This is a genomic window from Bacillus sp. V26 (assembly GCF_034296245.1).
Lineage (GTDB): Bacteria > Bacillota > Bacilli > Bacillales > Bacillaceae > Bacillus > Bacillus halotolerans.
In genome coordinates, this window is sequence record NZ_JAXKQF010000005.1 from 68675 (window position 1) to 84617 (window position 15943).

Annotated in this window: 13 protein-coding genes; 6 read left to right on the forward strand and 7 right to left on the reverse strand. The window is 45.7% G+C overall.

What is annotated here, in order from left to right; translation table 11 throughout:
• The first annotated feature begins 98 nt into the window (after window positions 1-98).
• Together UJ203_RS15250 and UJ203_RS15255 are read left to right on the forward strand one after the other, a co-directional pair.
• On the forward strand, window positions 99-1418 hold the full coding sequence (locus UJ203_RS15250) for an erythromycin esterase family protein (RefSeq protein WP_415859195.1): 1320 nt from the start codon (window positions 99-101) through the stop codon (window positions 1416-1418).
• Window positions 1419-1694: 276 nt separating this feature from the next.
• A complete protein-coding gene (locus tag UJ203_RS15255; protein ID WP_044162111.1) occupies window positions 1695-2663 on the forward strand; it encodes a rhodanese-related sulfurtransferase in 969 nt (322 codons plus the stop codon).
• 40 nt (window positions 2664-2703) lie between these two features.
• On the opposite strand, the gene gltP is transcribed toward UJ203_RS15255, so the two are convergent.
• The 3 genes from gltP to nagB form a co-directional block, all read right to left on the reverse strand.
• A complete protein-coding gene (gltP, locus tag UJ203_RS15260; RefSeq protein WP_024120072.1) occupies window positions 2704-3948 on the reverse strand; it encodes a glutamate-aspartate/proton symporter GltP in 1245 nt (414 codons plus the stop codon).
• 140 nt (window positions 3949-4088) lie between these two features.
• Complete coding sequence (gene ptsG, locus UJ203_RS15265; protein WP_322012028.1) at window positions 4089-5984, reverse strand: glucose-specific PTS transporter subunit IIBC; 1896 nt, start codon at window positions 5982-5984, stop codon at window positions 4089-4091.
• 21 nt (window positions 5985-6005) lie between these two features.
• Entirely contained in the window at window positions 6006-6755 is a 750-nt protein-coding gene (gene nagB / locus UJ203_RS15270; RefSeq protein ID WP_202852405.1) for a glucosamine-6-phosphate deaminase, read from the reverse strand.
• 217 nt (window positions 6756-6972) lie between these two features.
• Between nagB and gamR the strand changes: the two genes are divergently transcribed.
• The 3 genes from gamR (at window position 6973) to UJ203_RS15285 (ending at window position 9320) form a co-directional block, all read left to right on the forward strand.
• Window positions 6973-7680, forward strand: coding sequence for a transcriptional regulator GamR (gene gamR, locus UJ203_RS15275; RefSeq protein WP_322012032.1), 708 nt, complete (start codon window positions 6973-6975; stop codon window positions 7678-7680).
• Between the two features lie 61 nt (window positions 7681-7741).
• The gene (locus UJ203_RS15280; protein ID WP_024120076.1) at window positions 7742-8017 is read left to right on the forward strand and encodes a DUF1648 domain-containing protein; all 276 of its coding nucleotides are present in this window, start codon (window positions 7742-7744) and stop codon (window positions 8015-8017) included.
• Window positions 8018-8252: 235 nt separating this feature from the next.
• Window positions 8253-9320 (forward strand): branched-chain amino acid aminotransferase, encoded by a 1068-nt coding sequence (locus tag UJ203_RS15285; RefSeq protein ID WP_322012038.1) that lies wholly within the window; start codon window positions 8253-8255, stop codon window positions 9318-9320.
• 35 nt (window positions 9321-9355) lie between these two features.
• Here UJ203_RS15285 and mmuP read toward each other — a convergent pair whose 3' ends face one another.
• The 4 genes from mmuP to UJ203_RS15305 all read right to left on the reverse strand — a co-directional run bounded on the left by mmuP (window position 9356) and on the right by UJ203_RS15305 (window position 14407).
• Entirely contained in the window at window positions 9356-10768 is a 1413-nt protein-coding gene (gene mmuP / locus UJ203_RS15290; RefSeq protein ID WP_101860213.1) for an S-methylmethionine permease, read from the reverse strand.
• A 122-nt stretch (window positions 10769-10890) separates the two neighbouring features.
• Window positions 10891-11838 carry a homocysteine S-methyltransferase gene (gene mmuM, locus UJ203_RS15295; RefSeq protein ID WP_105991865.1) on the reverse strand — a complete coding sequence of 316 codons (948 nt, stop codon included), beginning with the start codon at window positions 11836-11838 and terminating at the stop codon, window positions 10891-10893.
• Between the two features lie 127 nt (window positions 11839-11965).
• Window positions 11966-13402: an alanine/glycine:cation symporter family protein gene (locus UJ203_RS15300; protein ID WP_044162103.1), complete on the reverse strand. Its 1437-nt coding sequence runs from the start codon at window positions 13400-13402 to the stop codon at window positions 11966-11968.
• Window positions 13403-13423: 21 nt separating this feature from the next.
• Window positions 13424-14407: a glutaminase gene (locus tag UJ203_RS15305; protein WP_024120081.1), complete on the reverse strand. Its 984-nt coding sequence runs from the start codon at window positions 14405-14407 to the stop codon at window positions 13424-13426.
• 301 nt (window positions 14408-14708) lie between these two features.
• Here UJ203_RS15305 and UJ203_RS15310 point away from each other — a divergent pair, with 301 nt between their 5' ends.
• A complete protein-coding gene (locus tag UJ203_RS15310) occupies window positions 14709-15941 on the forward strand; it encodes a sensor histidine kinase (protein WP_322012409.1) in 1233 nt (410 codons plus the stop codon).
• The last annotated feature ends 2 nt before the right edge of the window (window positions 15942-15943 follow it).

A 15943-nucleotide genomic window follows, 5' to 3' on the forward strand; every position in this document is an offset into this window, starting at 1 on the left:
TTTATAACTGAAAAGGAAACTTTTTCTATAACTATCTCGTAATTACTAGAGAACCTAGCAGAAAAGGAGAGATAGAATTGAAACATAAGTTAGTAAAAATGACTTTGCCGCTGCTGATCGTCTGTCTGGCATTTTCTTCTTTTGCGGCGCCCGCCCGTGCTGCTTCTGAAGAAAAACATTGGGATCGCTGGATTGAACGGAATGCCCATCCACTGGATTCTTCCGATGCTTCAAACAAAGATCTTCGATTTCTGAAGAAAGTGCTGAAAGGAAAACGAATCGTCCAGTTAGGAGAAACCACACATGGCTCAGGTGAGATGAATGCAACAAAGGTCCGCATGATCAAATACCTCCACGAAGAACTGGGATATGATGTACTGGCCTTTGAGTCTGGCTTTCCCGAAGCAAATGCATCCTACCTTCACATGGATCAATTAACCCCGAAGAGCATGATGAAACAATCCATTTACCCCGTATGGCACACAGAAGATGTGGTTGAACTGTTTGATTATATGAAAGCGCAAAAAGAGAAAGGCGATCCGCTTATTCTCACTGGATTTGATATTCAAAGCCTGAGGAATTCATTTGCCGGTGCTGCGAATCAATGGGTAAAGGCAGCGGACCCTGAAAAAGCCGAGCTGCTTTCTCAATCAGAAAATGATTTTTTCAGCTTAGTGTCAAACAGCAAAACGATGGAAGAATTTACGCAAAAGAAGGAAGCGCTTGTAACAAACTACCGGGAGCTTATCAAGTTCGCTGACACACATGCTTCAACGCTAAAAGCGCACCTTCCGAAAGAGCCGAAAGCTTATGAGATCTTTGTGCATTCCCTTCAGTTGAGAATTGACGTAATGGAAACATACATGCTGGAAGAAATGAAAGAAAAGCTAATGGATTATCCGGAGAATATGGAGGATTTTTCATTCTTTATGAGAGACCGCATGATGGCCGAACAATTTCAGTGGGTTGCAGAAACGCTTTATCCAAAAAAGAAGATCATCGTCTGGGGGCACAATTACCATCTTCGCAAACAGAATACCAAAATGATAAAGGACTGGGTACAGCTAAACGGACCTAACATGGGTGATTATTTGCCTGAGCGGCTGAAAAAACAGACCTATACCATTGGAATCTATGCGTACTCTGGAGCCAGTCTGGATAGCTCCGATAATAAGACCGTTAATCCGGTAACAAGCCCGCCGCCGGCTGGAAGTCTTGAAGACTTGCTGAAAGCTGCGAACCATCCATCGGTCTTTGTTGATTTTCTCCATACCAAAAAAAGCAAAGGAACTTCATGGATGTATACGCCGCGTACAGCGCTGTATTGGGGTTTCAAGGAGGAGCAAATGATACTGAAGGAACAATATGACGGTGTGATTTGGCTGGAGCATATAACGCCTTCTGTTATTATAAAGTAAAGTGGCATAACCCTGTGCTAAACACAGGGTTATGATTTTAATAATAATTTTTGTTATAGTTATCTGACAACTATCCATGATAATACATAAAACAATTAGCGAATTAATGGAAAATACTATTGTTTTTCCGCAAACCCTCTCGCCTCCTGGGTTTGTAAGAGTTTGGATATTTTTATCAGTCTGGGCGGATGTGTTCATCTTTGAGGTGTTTTCCTGTATGATATAGTAAGAGTGTGCATAACAACTAACTATATCATTGAACAGGGTGTTTATATCATGGAAAAACAATACAGAGTATTACTTTACTATAAATATGTTCCGATTGAAGAGCCGGAGGTGTTTAGAGAGCAGCATCTGGCTTTTTGTAAGGAGCTTGGTTTGTTAGGCCGTATTCTTGTATCAGCTGAAGGGATTAACGGTACGGTATCAGGTACGTTTGAACAGACTGAAAAATATATGCAAGCGATGAAAGCTGATCCTCGTTTTGCGGATATGGTGTTCAAGATTGATGAAGAAGAAAATCATGCGTTCAAGAAAATGTTTGTCCGTCATAAAAAAGAGCTTGTGACGCTTCGCCTTGAGGATGATGTCAATCCGAATGAAACAACAGGAAAGCATTTGAAGCCTAAAGAATTCTTTGAAAAGATGCAGGATCCTGATACAGTCGTCCTTGATGCGCGTAATGATTATGAATATGATCTCGGCCATTTTAGAGGAGCTGTCCGTCCTGACATCGAGGCGTTCCGTGAATTGCCAGAATGGATCGAAGAAAATAAAGAGATGCTTGAAGGCAAAAAGATTTTGACATACTGTACGGGCGGCGTGCGCTGTGAAAAATTCTCAGGCTGGCTGATGAAGCAAGGCTTTGAAGACGTATCACAGCTTGACGGCGGAATCGTCACATACGGAAAAGATCCTGAGGTGCAAGGAAAGCTTTGGGACGGCCAATGCTACGTATTCGATGAAAGAATCAGTGTGCCGGTCAACCGTGTCGAGCATGTCATTGTCGGAAAAGACTACTTTACAGGTGAACCGTGTGAACGGTATGTCAACTGTGCAAATCCATCATGCAATAAGAAAATCATATGCACACCGGAAAATGAATACAAATATATGCGCAGCTGCAGCCACGAATGCCGCACGAACCCAAGAAACTTATATGTACAAGAACACAATATGACGGCGGAAGAAGTTAGCGCCAGACTTGCAGCGATTGAAAAAGAAGAGCACGCTGCCGCTGAATAATATGGAAAGAACACCTCTCATGCAGAGAGGTGTTCTTTGTTTACATGCTTTCCGTTTGTCCGTTTGCGGCGGCCCATTCTTTTTGGCGGAAGGCCTTTTCCCATTTAGAAACCACGATGCAGGCGACCGCGTGTCCCGGTACATTCACACCTGTTCGGGCCATATCCATGATGCGGTCCACGCCTGCAATAATGGCGACGCCTTCGGCAGGCAGCCCCACAGCGTTTGCAGTCGCCAAAAGAACGACAAGGGAGCCCGACGGAACAGCGGCGATGCCTTTGCTGGTCATGACAAGCACAAGCATCATGAGAAGCTGCTGTGACAGCGTCATGTCTACATTGAAGGCCTGTGCCAAGAAAATACAGGAAACCGATAAGTATAGGCTTGATCCGTCACAATTCAGCGATAAGCCGGAGGGAACGACAAATGATACCACCCGCTTCGGACAGCCGTATTTCTCCATTCGATCCATAAGCTGAGGAAGAACGGTTTCGGTGCTGGTTGTAGAAAACGCAATCAGAAACAGATCCCATATCATTTTCAGCACTTCAAAATACTTAATGTGAAAGATGAGACCAACAAGCGGAAAGAGGACAAAGAGGATCAGAAACAGACCAAGAAAAACAGTACCGACCAATTTAAACATGGGGAGGAGGAGTTCGATGCCATATTGGCCTACAGAGGCGGCCATTAGGGCAAGCACGCCGATAGGAGCGGTCACCATGACGATTTGCGTCAGTTTAAACATAATCTGAGCGACCGATTCAAAAAAATTCATCACTGGTTCAGAGGCTTTGCCGATGCCAGCGGCGGCGACACCGAATAAAATCGCAAAGAAAATGACAGCGAGTAAATCGTTTCTGGCCATGACATCAATAATGTTTGTCGGGATAATATCGAGGATCATTTGTTTGATATCCACGACTTTCTCTGTATAGCCGGAAAGTTCATGAATATCTTTTTTCGCTAAGTGAGAAAGATCCAGCCCGACGCCCGGTTTTAAGACATTTGCCAATAAAAGTCCCAGGCCCAGCACCAAAGTGGTGATCACTTCAAACCAGATAATGGTCTTTACGCCGAGGCTGCCCATCTTTTTCATACTTCCGCTTCCAGCAGCTCCGATGACAATGGTAGAAAATACAATCGGCACGACAATCATTTTAATCAAGCGGATAAATCCGTCACCGACAGGCCTGAGCGCCATTCCGAAATCAGGAAAAAAGTGGCCGATTACTGCGCCGATAGCCAATGCGATTAAAATTTGAAACGCGATAAATTTTTTCAAATGAATCCCCCTTTAGAATGATATGATGAGGCTTATTCATACCATTCGTGAATCAAATGCAAACCCCTTTTTTAAAAATTTATTTTGATAGCGCTTTCATTATGTTGGATAAAAAGTCCCCCCTCGTCAGGGGGGACTTTTTACTTCATGTTCATACGGTTCATTTGTTCCTCAGATACATTTGTGAAAATAATAGGCGTTATGGCGGAAGCGGCATGCTGTTTAATGTAATTGAGATCAAAGGTTAGAAGCAGTTCGCCTTGTTTGACGGTTTGGCCGCTCGTGACATGAGCTTCAAAGCCTTCTCCGCTCAGCTTCACCGTATCAATGCCGACATGAATCAACATTTCCGTGCCGCCAGCGCTTGTAAAGCCAATGGCGTGCTTTGTCGGAAATATCGATACAATCTCGCCGTCAGCGGGGGCAACGACTTTTCCTTCTGTTGGATCAATCGCAAAACCCTCACCCATCATTTTTTCTGAAAATACCTGGTCAGGCACGTCGGATAAGGAGAGTTTTTCTCCTTGTACCGGATATATAAAAGACTCTTCGGCAGGAGGCTCCTGCTGGGTCTCGGCTTCAGCATCAAGCGCCGCGGCGGCAGCCGGGACACCACCAGCCATTATCGTTTTGATATCGTCTTTTAAAGCATCTGACTTTGTGCCGAAAATCGCTTGGAAGTTGTTGTTCACTTCTAACACACCGACCGCCCCAAGATGCTTTAGTTCGTCTTTGTTTACTTGGCTTGGCTGATGAACGGTGACACGCAGCCTTGTAATACATGCGTCGAGGTTGGCGATATTTTGCTGGCCGCCCAGCGCCTGCAATACGTGGAAGGCGAGCTGGTCTTTTGAAACAGGAGATTTGGCTTCACTTTGATCACCTTCATCTGCTTCACGGCCGGGTGTTTTCAGATTCCATTTCAAAATCGCATAACCGAACAAATAGTAATAAATAAAGGCGAAGACGATCCCGACAGGAATGACGACCCAGCCGTTTGTCGAAAGCCCGTAATTCAGCACATAGTCAATTCCGCCGCCGGAGAAGGTGTAGCCGTGACGGACATGGAACAGATCACACACGACAAAGATGACGCCGGCAAGAATAGAGTTTATTAAATAAAGCACAGGCGCGACGAACAAGAAAGCAAATTCAACTGGCTCTGTAATTCCAGTGAGCATAGACGTAAGCGCTGCTGAAATCATGACGCCGGAAATCATTTTCTTTTTTTCGGGCAGCGCGGTATGGATGATGGCAAGCGCGATTGCCGGCAGACAGAAAATCATGTAAGGGAAATCGCCCATCATAAAACGTCCCGCAGTCGGGTCTCCGGCGAAAAACCTTGTCAGATCGCCGGTTACGGTATTGCCTGTTGATGGATCTGTGTATTCGCCCATCATAAAATAGAAAGGTGTATAAAAAATATGATGCAGTCCAAAAGGAATCAGTAAGCGATAGATTGTCGCATAAAAGAACAGGCCGACCGTTGAATCGGCAATTAAGCTGCTGGCGGCGTTTATTCCGTTTTGAATTAGCGGCCAAACAAATGAGAAAATAACACCGATGACCAATGAACTGACCGAAGTAATAATCGGGACAAATCGTTTTCCTGAGAAAAATCCAAGGACGGGATGCAGCTCTATTGATGAAAAACGCTTGTACAAATATGCGGCAAGCAGCCCGATGATAATGCCGCCGAATACCCCCATATCAATCAGATGCTCGGCCCCTTCATAAGGAGGCTGAAGGCCGAGTAATTTTCCCATGTTATCCAGCGTGACGGTTAAAATCAAGTATCCGATGACAGCGGCAAGTCCGGCCACTCCTTCGCCGCCAGCTAAACCAATCGCGACACCTACGGCAAAAATCAGCGGCAGGTTATCGAATACAACGCCGCCTGCATCCTTTATAATAGGAATGTTAAGTAAATCCTTGTCACCGAAACGGAGCAGCAGGCCGGCTGCCGGCAGGACGGCAACCGGAGTCATCAAAGCGCGGCCGAGCTGTTGCAGAATTTGAAATGCCTTTTTAAACATAACAGTCTCCTTCTATTTGTTTTATAAGGATGATAAGTTCTTCAGTTTTTGAGCTGCTTTTTGATCGGCGATAACGGTTACATGATTGTGTTTTTGAAGAATTGAGGCCGGTACGTCCGGCGTCACAGGGCCTTCAGCCATTTTTTGGATCGCGTCCGCTTTTTCCTCGCCATTTGCTAATAACACAATGTGTTTACTGAATTCCATGATCGTTTTGATGCCCATTGAAACGGCAAGCCTCGGCACAAGTACAGGATCGCCGCCGAAAAATCTGGCATTTGCCTGTATCGTGCTTTCAGACAGCCTGACGATTCGTGTCCGGTCCTCAAAATCAGAGCCGGGTTCATTAAAGCCAATATGGCCATTCGAGCCGATGCCAAGGATTTGCACATCAATGCCTCCCGCCTGGCGGATAAGTTCCTCATACACTTTGCACTCAGCCTCAAGCTGGGGATTGTCTCCTTGCGGGATATGAATATGGTCAGGCTGAACATTGATATGCTGAAAAAGATGCTCGTGCATAAATTTGTTATAACTTTGTGGATGAGATGGAGAGAGGCCTGCGTATTCATCCAAATTAAATGTTATAACCTTTGAAAAATCAATTTCGCCTGCCTGATAGTCTGAAATGAGCTGTTTGTACAAGCCGATCGGCGTGCTGCCGGTAGCCAGACCAAGAACGGCATCTTTCTTTGCCTGTACATATTCCTTAATCATGTTAGCGCTTAACTTACAGAGATCTTCATAATGATCAGCAACGATAATCTTCATCTGACACCCCCTCAATGAAATAGACAAGCACCATATTTGTTATGATCAATTTATGATATTTGTCATTACGAATTTAGCACCATCGCCATAAAATTGTCAACGTTATTTTCTGAAAATTTGTTACGAAAGGAAGTACAAATCTTTCAAAATAGAAATACAGATGGTATTATGGTTTCATTCAAAAAGATCGGTTTACATACAGAATGGGGAGGATGAAATGGCAGCTTTATATTCTGTTATCAAATTTAAAATCATTGAATTAATCAAGTCGGGCAAATATCAGGCGAATGATCAGCTGCCGACAGAGAGCGAGTTTTGCGAGCAATATGATGTCAGCAGAACAACTGTAAGGCTGGCTTTGCAGCAGCTTGAGCTTGAAGGATATATTCAGAGAATCCAGGGAAAAGGAACATTTGTATCGGCAGCTAAAATCCAAACGCCGATTCCGCATAAGATTACGAGTTTTGCAGAACAAATGAGGGGGCTGCGTTCTGAGTCAAAAGTGCTTGAACTTGTGGTGATCCCTGCCGATCATTCCATAGCCGAGCTGCTGAAAATGAAAGAGAATGAGCCTGTCAACAAGCTTGTCAGAGTCAGATACGTCGAGGGTGAGCCTTTGCAATACCATACCTCATATATACCTTGGAAAGCGGCACCGGGGCTGGTGCAGGAAGAGTGCACCGGATCTCTGTTTGAATTATTAAGAACAAAATACAATATCGAAATCAGCAGGGGGACGGAATCGATCGAACCGATTTTAACGGATGAAACGATCAGCGGGCACCTGTTAACCAATGTTGGAGCGCCTGCGTTTTTATCGGAATCCCTCACCTATGACAAAAATGAAGAAGTAGTAGAATATGCACAAATTATTACACGAGGAGACCGAACGAAATTCACCGTAGAACAGTCATATCAATCGTAAAGCAATGGGAGATAAAGAAAACGCTTTATTGTTTTAGGAAGTGATGAGGAGGACTGGTTCTATGTTTCTATTGATGAATGAGAAAGTAGTGTGGGGGTCTGTCATTGCGGCTGTCATACTCTCTATGGTGTTTTATCCTTTTCTTCCGGCAGATATGCCGATTCATTATGATGTAACGAACAGCCCGGATTTGACGGTCAATAAGCTGGCTGGAACAGCTATTTTGCCGGCCTTGATGATTGTTTTTGCATTGGCGCGGAAGGTCAACTGGCAGTTAGGGATCGCGGTTTATATTCTGCTGATTGGTCATGCTGTCATTTTGTTTTTAGCAGTTTAACGAAAACAGCCGGAAAAATCTCTGGCTGTTTTTTCTTTAACTTCACCTTCATCTTACACTAAATGTAGTGTATAATAGCCGAAGACGATAAAGAATATTCTGACATTTATATTTGAGCCCTCTTATATCAAATGAGAACGGAAAACCGCCTGTAAAAAAAGAAAGGCATTACCGATTTGCAGCTCAAAATTGACAGAAAATTTAAACAAATCTATCTAGAAAGGTGTGCTTATCAGTGAACAAGCTTATTGAACGAGAGAAAATCACATCAAAGAAGGAAAAACCAGACCCTTCATCCTTAGGGTTCGGCAAATACTTTACAGATTATATGTTTGTGATGGATTATGAGGAGGAAAAGGGCTGGCATCGTCCAAGACTTACTCCTTATGCACCGATTATGCTCGATCCGTCCTCTTCTGTTTTCCATTACGGCCAGGCTGTTTTTGAAGGTTTGAAAGCATACAGAACTGAAGATGGCAGGGTGCTGCTGTTCAGGCCGGAGCAAAATATTAAAAGGCTGAACAGGTCATGTCAGCGAATGAGTATGCCTCCTTTAGACGAAGAGCTGGTGCTGGAGGCACTGACGCAATTGGTCGAGCTGGAAAAAGAGTGGGTTCCGAGGGAAAAGGGAACGTCGCTGTATATTCGTCCGTTTGTTATTGCCACTGAACCGAGTCTCGGTGTAAAGGCGTCAAAAAACTATACATTTATGATCGTGCTTTCGCCTGTCGGCTCTTACTATGGCGATCAGCTGCAGCCGATTAACATCTATGTGGAAGATGAGTTTGTGCGGGCAGTTAATGGCGGAGTCGGAAATGCCAAGACGTCAGGAAATTACGCGGCGAGTCTTCAGGCGCAGCAGAAGGCGAATGAATTAGGCTATGATCAGGTGCTGTGGCTGGATGCCATTGAAAAGAAATACGCGGAAGAAGTAGGGAGCATGAATATCTTTTTTGTCATAAATGGAGAAGTTGTTACTCCTGCATTAAGCGGAAGCATTTTGAGCGGGATTACACGAGCTTCTGCTATTGAGCTGATCCGAAGCTGGGACATCCCGGTCCGGGAAGAAAGGATATCGATCGATGATATTTATGCAGCCTCCGAACGAGGAGAATTGACAGAGGTATTCGGCACAGGCACAGCTGCAGTTGTTACACCTGTCGGCGAACTCAATATTCATGGAAGAACGGTGATTGTGAACGACAGGCAAATAGGAGAAATCTCAAAAAAGCTGTATCAAACGATAACCGATATTCAGCTTGGAAAAGTGAAAGATCCGTTTCGTTGGACAGTGGAAGTATGAGGAGAGAAAAAGAACCTGCCTTGGGGCAGGTTCTTTTATTTTGAATGGGTCATATCAGCGGCCGGACGGCTTTTGCGGTTTTTCGTGTAATACACCGCATAGCAGATGGCCATAAACGGCACACCGCAATATAACGCGATTCTTTGATTCGGATCAAAGGCAATGCCAATCACGGATGCCAGACATAAAAGAAATGCGGCAATCGGCACAAATGGGTACCAAGGCGTTCGGTATTTCAAATCTGTGACCTTGTTTCCCGCTTCCAGATAACGTTTTCTGAACATGAATTGAGAAGCGGCGATGCCCATCCAAACGACAACGACGGCAAAGCCGGAAATCGACACGAGTATAACGTACACCGTGTCTGGCGCAAATACGCTGGACAGTAATGACAGGATGCCGCCAATCATGCTGAACACCAGCGCGTTTAGCGGGATTCCCTTTGATGTCAGCTTTGCAAATGTTGGGTGAAGCGTCTGTTCTTTTGACAGTGACCAAAGCATACGGGACGAAGCGTAAAGGCCGGAATTAGCGGCTGACAGGATGGCTGTCAGAATGACAAAGTTCATGATGTCAGCTGCGTATGGTACACCGACTCTGTCAAAGACTGCAACGAATGGGCTTTTGATAACGCCCGCTTCTTGAATCGGAATCAGTCCTGAGAGTACAAAAATGGTTCCGATAAAAAAGAGTGAGAGGCGCCAGACCGTTGTTTTAATCGCTTTTGGTATGGTCTTGTCGGGATCGACGCTTTCTCCCGCGGCAATTCCGATCAGCTCAGTTCCTGAGAAGGCAAAGTTGACAGACAGCATGGTCATGAAAATGGGGACAAATCCATTCGGAAAGAGCCCGCCTTCCGCTGTGAAGTTTGACAGCATCGGAGCAGCGCCCCCGTCTTTGATCGGGATGATGCCGAACATAGCGGCGCCGCCTAAAAGAATAAATAATACAATGGCTAATACTTTAATGCTGGAAAACCAAAACTCTGATTCAGCGAAAAACTTAACTGAAAACGCGTTGAGCAAGAAAATCAACAAAGCAAAAACGGCGCTCCACATCCAAACAGACGTATCGGGGAACCAGCGCTGCATTAGCAGGCCTGCCGCTGTAAATTCAGATCCCAATGCAACGGCCCATGTGAGCCAGTACAGCCAGGCGACCGTAAAACCTGTGCCCGGCCCTATGTATGTTGCTGCATAGGTATGAAACGCGCCTGTCACTGGCATGGCTACAGACAATTCGCCAAGGCACAGCATGACCAAATAGACAATTCCCGCCCCGACTAAGTACGCAAGGATGGTTCCGGCAGGGCCTGCTTGCTGTATGGTATAGCCTGAGCTTAAGAACAGACCGGTTCCGATGACGCCTCCTAATGAAAGCATAAAGAGGTGTCTGCTTTTCATACTTCTCTGAAAGTTTGTCTCATTCTTGTTGTGAGCGGATTTCATCTTTTTCCAACTTTCTATACGGCGATTTGATGGCTTCCTAATAAAAAATCTCATGTCAGCGGGTGACACGAGATTCCGGCAAGCCGGCTTTTAGGTTAGAATATACAAACTATTCCGATAAGTCAAGTGGTTTTTAAAGTCCGGGCCCAGCCGGCGATTTCTTTAATATCCTCCGGTTTTGTCCGGCAGCAGCCGCCAATCAGCTTTGCTCCGTTTTCATACCAGATGCGCGCGCTTTGTCCGTAAGGCTCGCCGCATGCTGCGCCGTTCCATGTTTTGGTGTCCGGATCATACTGTTCGCCTGAATTCGGATAGACGATAATCGGTTTAGAAGTGTTCTTCTTTAGCTCAGCAATCAATGAAGGGATATGCTGAAGCGGAGTGCAGTTGATCCCGACCGCCGCCGCTTGGCTGTGCTGATCAAGCCATGACGCGCATTCAGCGGCAGGGGTTCCGTCACTGATATGCAGACCGTCTTTCGCGCTGAAGCTGAACCACGCATATGTTTCAGGAAATTCCTTCAGCAGACGGACAATTGCTTTTGCCTCAGTAAGACATGGAATCGTTTCACATGCCAAAACATCCGCACCGGCGTCAATCAGGGCTTTCATACGGGGGCGGTGAAATTCAGCCAGCTCATCCTCAGAGATTCCGTAGTTTCCGCGATACTCAGAGCCATCCGCAAGATAGGCGCCATACGGGCCGACAGAGGCCGCAACGATCGGTTTTGGCCGATTCAAGCGGTTACCTTTCTGTGCCCAAAATTCATCACGTGCTTCGGCCGCAATGCTGACGGACATCTGTATAAGCCGGCGGGCTTCCGCTTCGCTGAGCCCGCGTGCGGCAAAGCCTTCAAACGTAGACTGATAGCTGGCGGTGATCGCACAGTCGGCGCCTGCTGCAAAATAATCAGTATGAACTTGTTTAATCAGGTCCGGCTGCTCCATCAGAATTTTTGCCGACCAGAGACTGTCATTCAAGTCGCAGCCTTTGCGTTCAAGCTCGGTTGCCATCGCGCCGTCTAACACGATAAGCGGGTATGTATCTAATAGATGCTGAATTGGATTCATAGGCTGTTCCGTTCCTTCTTTCTGATTTTTTGAAAAGATATGAAAATGGTAAAGGACGTCTTGATGTTTGTCAATCAACCGAAAGATAACAGGTGCTCAGATTCCATTGATCTGAACACCTTCTGCGTTATGATATTTGTTTGTTATGAGGATCAGCAGGCGTTTCTGAAAGCTCCCAGCATTCAATCCGCTCATGATCTTTTATGACATTTTTATAAAAAACGGGATCTTTGCCCGCTTTTTTCTGCCGGGTATAGTCCTTGAGAGCCGCAAAAACCACCTTCGACAATAAGAAAATGGCGATTAAGTTGACGACGACCATCAAGCCCATAAACAAATCGGCCAAATCCCATACAAGCTGCACCTTGGCTACACAGCCAAACACGATCATTGCAAGCACGCCGATGCGGTAAACGAAGATCAGTTTTTTGCTTTTGTTCAAAAAGCCGATATTGGTTTCGCCGTAATAATAGTTGCCGATCAAGGCACAGAATCCGAATAAGAGGATCAGGATGGCGAGAAAGCCTGACGCCCATGGTCCGATATGGGAGCTGAGAGAGGCTTGAGTTAAGGCGATTCCGCTCAGTCCCGGTGTATGATAGGCGTCTGAAAACAGGATGATAAAGGCCGTGCTTGTACAAATGACCAGCGTATCAGTAAGCACACCAAATGCCTGGATCAGCCCTTGTTTTACAGGATGGCTTGTCGTCGCGGTGGCAGCGGCATTCGGTGCGCTTCCCATTCCCGCTTCGTTTGAAAAAATCCCCCGTCTGACACCTTGCATTAAAGCCGCTCCCAAAGCGCCGCCGGCCGCCTGGTCAAATCCAAACGCGTTTTTGACAATAAGCGCAAAAACGGCAGGAAGCTGGGTGATGTTTGTGAGAATCACGAAAAAAGCGACTCCGATATACAGGACAGCCAAAACAACAACAATATATTCAGCCAGTTTTGCGATGCGTTTGACTCCGCCAAAGATAATCGTTCCAAACACAGCAATTAAAATGAGTCCAAGTGTCAGGCGGTTTGTGCCGAACGCGTTTTCAAACGCGAGACTGACCGTATTTGATTGAACCGAGTTAAAGACGATACCGAACGACAGCGTAATTAAAACGGCGAACAAGGCGCCCATCCATCTTTTGTTCAGTCCTTTTTCCATATAATAAGCAGGACCGCCGCGGAAGCCGTTTGCATCTTTCACCTTATAAATTTGAGCCAGTGTACTTTCGACAAAGCTTGACGCTGACCCGATAATGGCAATAATCCACATCCAGAAAATCGCGCCGGGCCCGCCCAGCGCAATCGCAATGGCAATACCCGTAATGTTTCCGGTGCCGACACGGGCTGCCATGCTGATACAAAACGCTTGAAACGGAGAGATGCTGTTTTTCGACCGGGATGCAGCGCCTTCCTTTAACACCCTGACCATTTCCTTCAGCATGCGAACCTGCAAAAATTTAAGCCTGAACGTAAAATAGATTCCCAAAGAAAGAAGCAATACAATTAATAGCTTTGACCACAAAAAATCATTAGCGAAACCGACGATATGTTCCAGGAATTGCTGCATACAATCACCTCGTTTTTTATTTTAAAAAATACTGAGTTCCCACTCCTGTGCGATGTGCTTCAGCAGCATGCCGCCTGTCAGGCTGTTGCCGTATTCATCAATGGCAGGCCCGTAAATGCCGATGCCGCATCCGTTTTGGAAAGGCTGCTCTCTTCTGGCGCTTGGAGGAACCAGCGCCATGATGCCGCCGGAGACACCGCTTTTGGCCGGTACCCCGACAAACGCCGCATATTTTCCGGAGGCGTTATACATGCCGCATGTCAGCATTAAAGCCTTGGCGAGCTTTGCCACATCCTTTGGAATCACCTGCTGGCGGTGAATCGGGTGATAACCGTCATGAGCAAGGATCAGGCCGATCAATGCAATGTCTTCTGTCGTGCCTTCCATGGCACATTGCTTCAGGTAAACCTCCAGCGTTTCTTCCACATCGGCCTCTAAAAAGTTTGTCTCTTTTAAGTAGTAAGCCAGTGCTCTGTTGCGGTGGGCGGTTTCCCATTCAGACCGGAAAACTTCCTCATGTATTCTGGGCCGTTTCCCTATTAATGTTTCAATGACAGAGTACAGATACTCCAGCCTATCGCGGGCTGTTTCTCCCGGAAGAAGCGAGGCGATTGTAATGGCGCCAGCGTTTATCATAGGGTTAAACGGTTTTCCGGGCTTGTGCATTTCAAGACGGATAATTGAATTAAAGGCGTCACCTGTCGGCTCGACATCGACGCGGTCAAGCACATAGGGAATGCCGCGGCTCATGCACGCAGCGATAAAGCTGATGACTTTTGAAATGCTTTGCAGGGTAAAAGGGACGTTCCAATCGCCGGCATGTATCATTGCTCCATTAGGCTCCAATATACAAATGCCGAGCTGTGAGTCATTGACTTTTCCTAACGCGGGGATATAATTTGCGCTTTGTCCATTGGCGGCAAAGGGGCGGTAATGTTCTACCCATTCATACAGCTGTGACGCCAGATTCTTTTCTTCCGGGCGTTCTTTTATCAGTTCTTTCATCAAATTCCTCCTATCTGTTTTTGCTATTTGGGACTGAGGCGGAGTAAAATCGAAGACAGGCGAGGCGTTAAACGCTTTCATGAATGCGGAAAGGTATCATAACTGTATAATGGAGACTACAGAATCATACAAAATACGACAAAAATCTTTTGAAAATAAGCCGTTGGTTTTATAAAAAGCTTACATACTGGGTCGAAAGAAATTTGCAGGTTTTTTGTCCTTTCCTCAAAATAAAAATGAGGATGTGATCATAATCAAACTGGAACGTTTTTTTGAGAAAGACGCATATATACTGGCGCTCATGCTGATTACTGTGCCGCTTGCAGGCGAACTGAAATTTTATCCCCTCAATGAAGAGTTCCGAATCAGCTTCGGCGCGCCGGCTTTTTTCTTTTTCTTAGTGCTGCTGCGGCATGTGTCCGCTGTATTGCCAGGGTTTTTGACTGGAACATCGGTTTTCGTATTTCGTGTTTTATTGGAATTATGGGACAGAAGACACGCAGGGCTGATTCCAATCCTGTATGATCAAGCGTCCGGCTTTTTCTTTTACATGACGTTTGCATGTCTGTTTTATGTGTTGCGGGCGAACCGCTATCGTGATCGGCCGGTTATGCTCGGTTTTTATGGATTTATGATTGAAATTGCTTCCGATAGCGTCGAACTGGCCGTTCAATTTCTTATTTTTCATACGGTGGTGACGCCTGAGAAAATAACGGATATCGCGGTCGTTGCGATTTCTCATACATTTATTGTCATCAGCTTTTTTAACGTGCTGAAGCTGTATGAAACGCAGTCCAGAGAAAAGCAGACAAGGCGGCAAAATGAGCACATGCTGATGATTGTGTCGAATTTATATGAAGAAACAGTGCATTTAAAAAAGACGCTGAAAACGACAGAGCACGTGACAAATGAATCCTATCAGCTCTACCGGGAAGTGAAGGGCAAGGACGATCAGCTCGGCGGCAGGATTTTAAGGCTGGCAGGGGAAATTCATGAAGTGAAAAAGGACAACCAGAGGATATATGCCGGGCTTTCGAAACTGATTTCTAATGAAAGTTTTAAAGATTATATGAATGCCTCGGACCTTTTCCAGCTTGTCATACGAATGAATGAAAAGTACGCTGAATCATTGGGCAAACAGATCAATTTTCATTGTTCAATAGAGGGTGAGCATGACGACTATCATGTATTTATTGTTCTTTCTATCATTAATAATTTGACGGCAAACGCGGTGGAGGCAATGGGGGCTGAGGGGACGGTCAGCCTAAGGCTCCGTAAGCCAGATGAGAGTATGATAGAATTTCAGGTGGAAGACAATGGTCCCGGCATTTCGGAGAAAATAGGAGATATTGTGTTTGATCCGGGCTTTACATCAACGTATGACAAGTTTGGCACGCCCTCAACCGGAATTGGGCTTTCCTACGTCAAGGAAATCGTGACAGAGCTTGAGGGAGACATCAAGTTTCACAACCAGCAGCAAGGAGTGGTCTTTACCATCAGGCTGCCTGCCAGACATTTGATTCAGAAAGGATGAAC

What these genes read in the sequence shown, in the direction of transcription:
- UJ203_RS15250 (WP_415859195.1), top strand. Translation starts at nt 99, where the DNA reads ATGACTTTGCCGCTGCTGATCGTCTGTCTGGCATTTTCTTCTTTTGCG.
- UJ203_RS15255 (WP_044162111.1), top strand. Translation starts at nt 1,695, where the DNA reads ATGGAAAAACAATACAGAGTATTACTTTACTATAAATATGTTCCGATT.
- ptsG (WP_322012028.1), bottom strand. Translation starts at nt 5,984, where the DNA reads ATGTTTAAAAAGGCATTTCAAATTCTGCAACAGCTCGGCCGCGCTTTG.
- nagB (WP_202852405.1), bottom strand. Translation starts at nt 6,755, where the DNA reads ATGAAGATTATCGTTGCTGATCATTATGAAGATCTCTGTAAGTTAAGC.
- gamR (WP_322012032.1), top strand. Translation starts at nt 6,973, where the DNA reads ATGGCAGCTTTATATTCTGTTATCAAATTTAAAATCATTGAATTAATC.
- UJ203_RS15280 (WP_024120076.1), top strand. Translation starts at nt 7,742, where the DNA reads ATGTTTCTATTGATGAATGAGAAAGTAGTGTGGGGGTCTGTCATTGCG.
- mmuP (WP_101860213.1), bottom strand. Translation starts at nt 10,768, where the DNA reads ATGAAATCCGCTCACAACAAGAATGAGACAAACTTTCAGAGAAGTATG.
- mmuM (WP_105991865.1), bottom strand. Translation starts at nt 11,838, where the DNA reads ATGAATCCAATTCAGCATCTATTAGATACATACCCGCTTATCGTGTTA.
- UJ203_RS15300 (WP_044162103.1), bottom strand. Translation starts at nt 13,402, where the DNA reads ATGCAGCAATTCCTGGAACATATCGTCGGTTTCGCTAATGATTTTTTG.
- UJ203_RS15305 (WP_024120081.1), bottom strand. Translation starts at nt 14,407, where the DNA reads ATGAAAGAACTGATAAAAGAACGCCCGGAAGAAAAGAATCTGGCGTCA.
- UJ203_RS15310 (WP_322012409.1), top strand. Translation starts at nt 14,709, where the DNA reads ATGCTGATTACTGTGCCGCTTGCAGGCGAACTGAAATTTTATCCCCTC.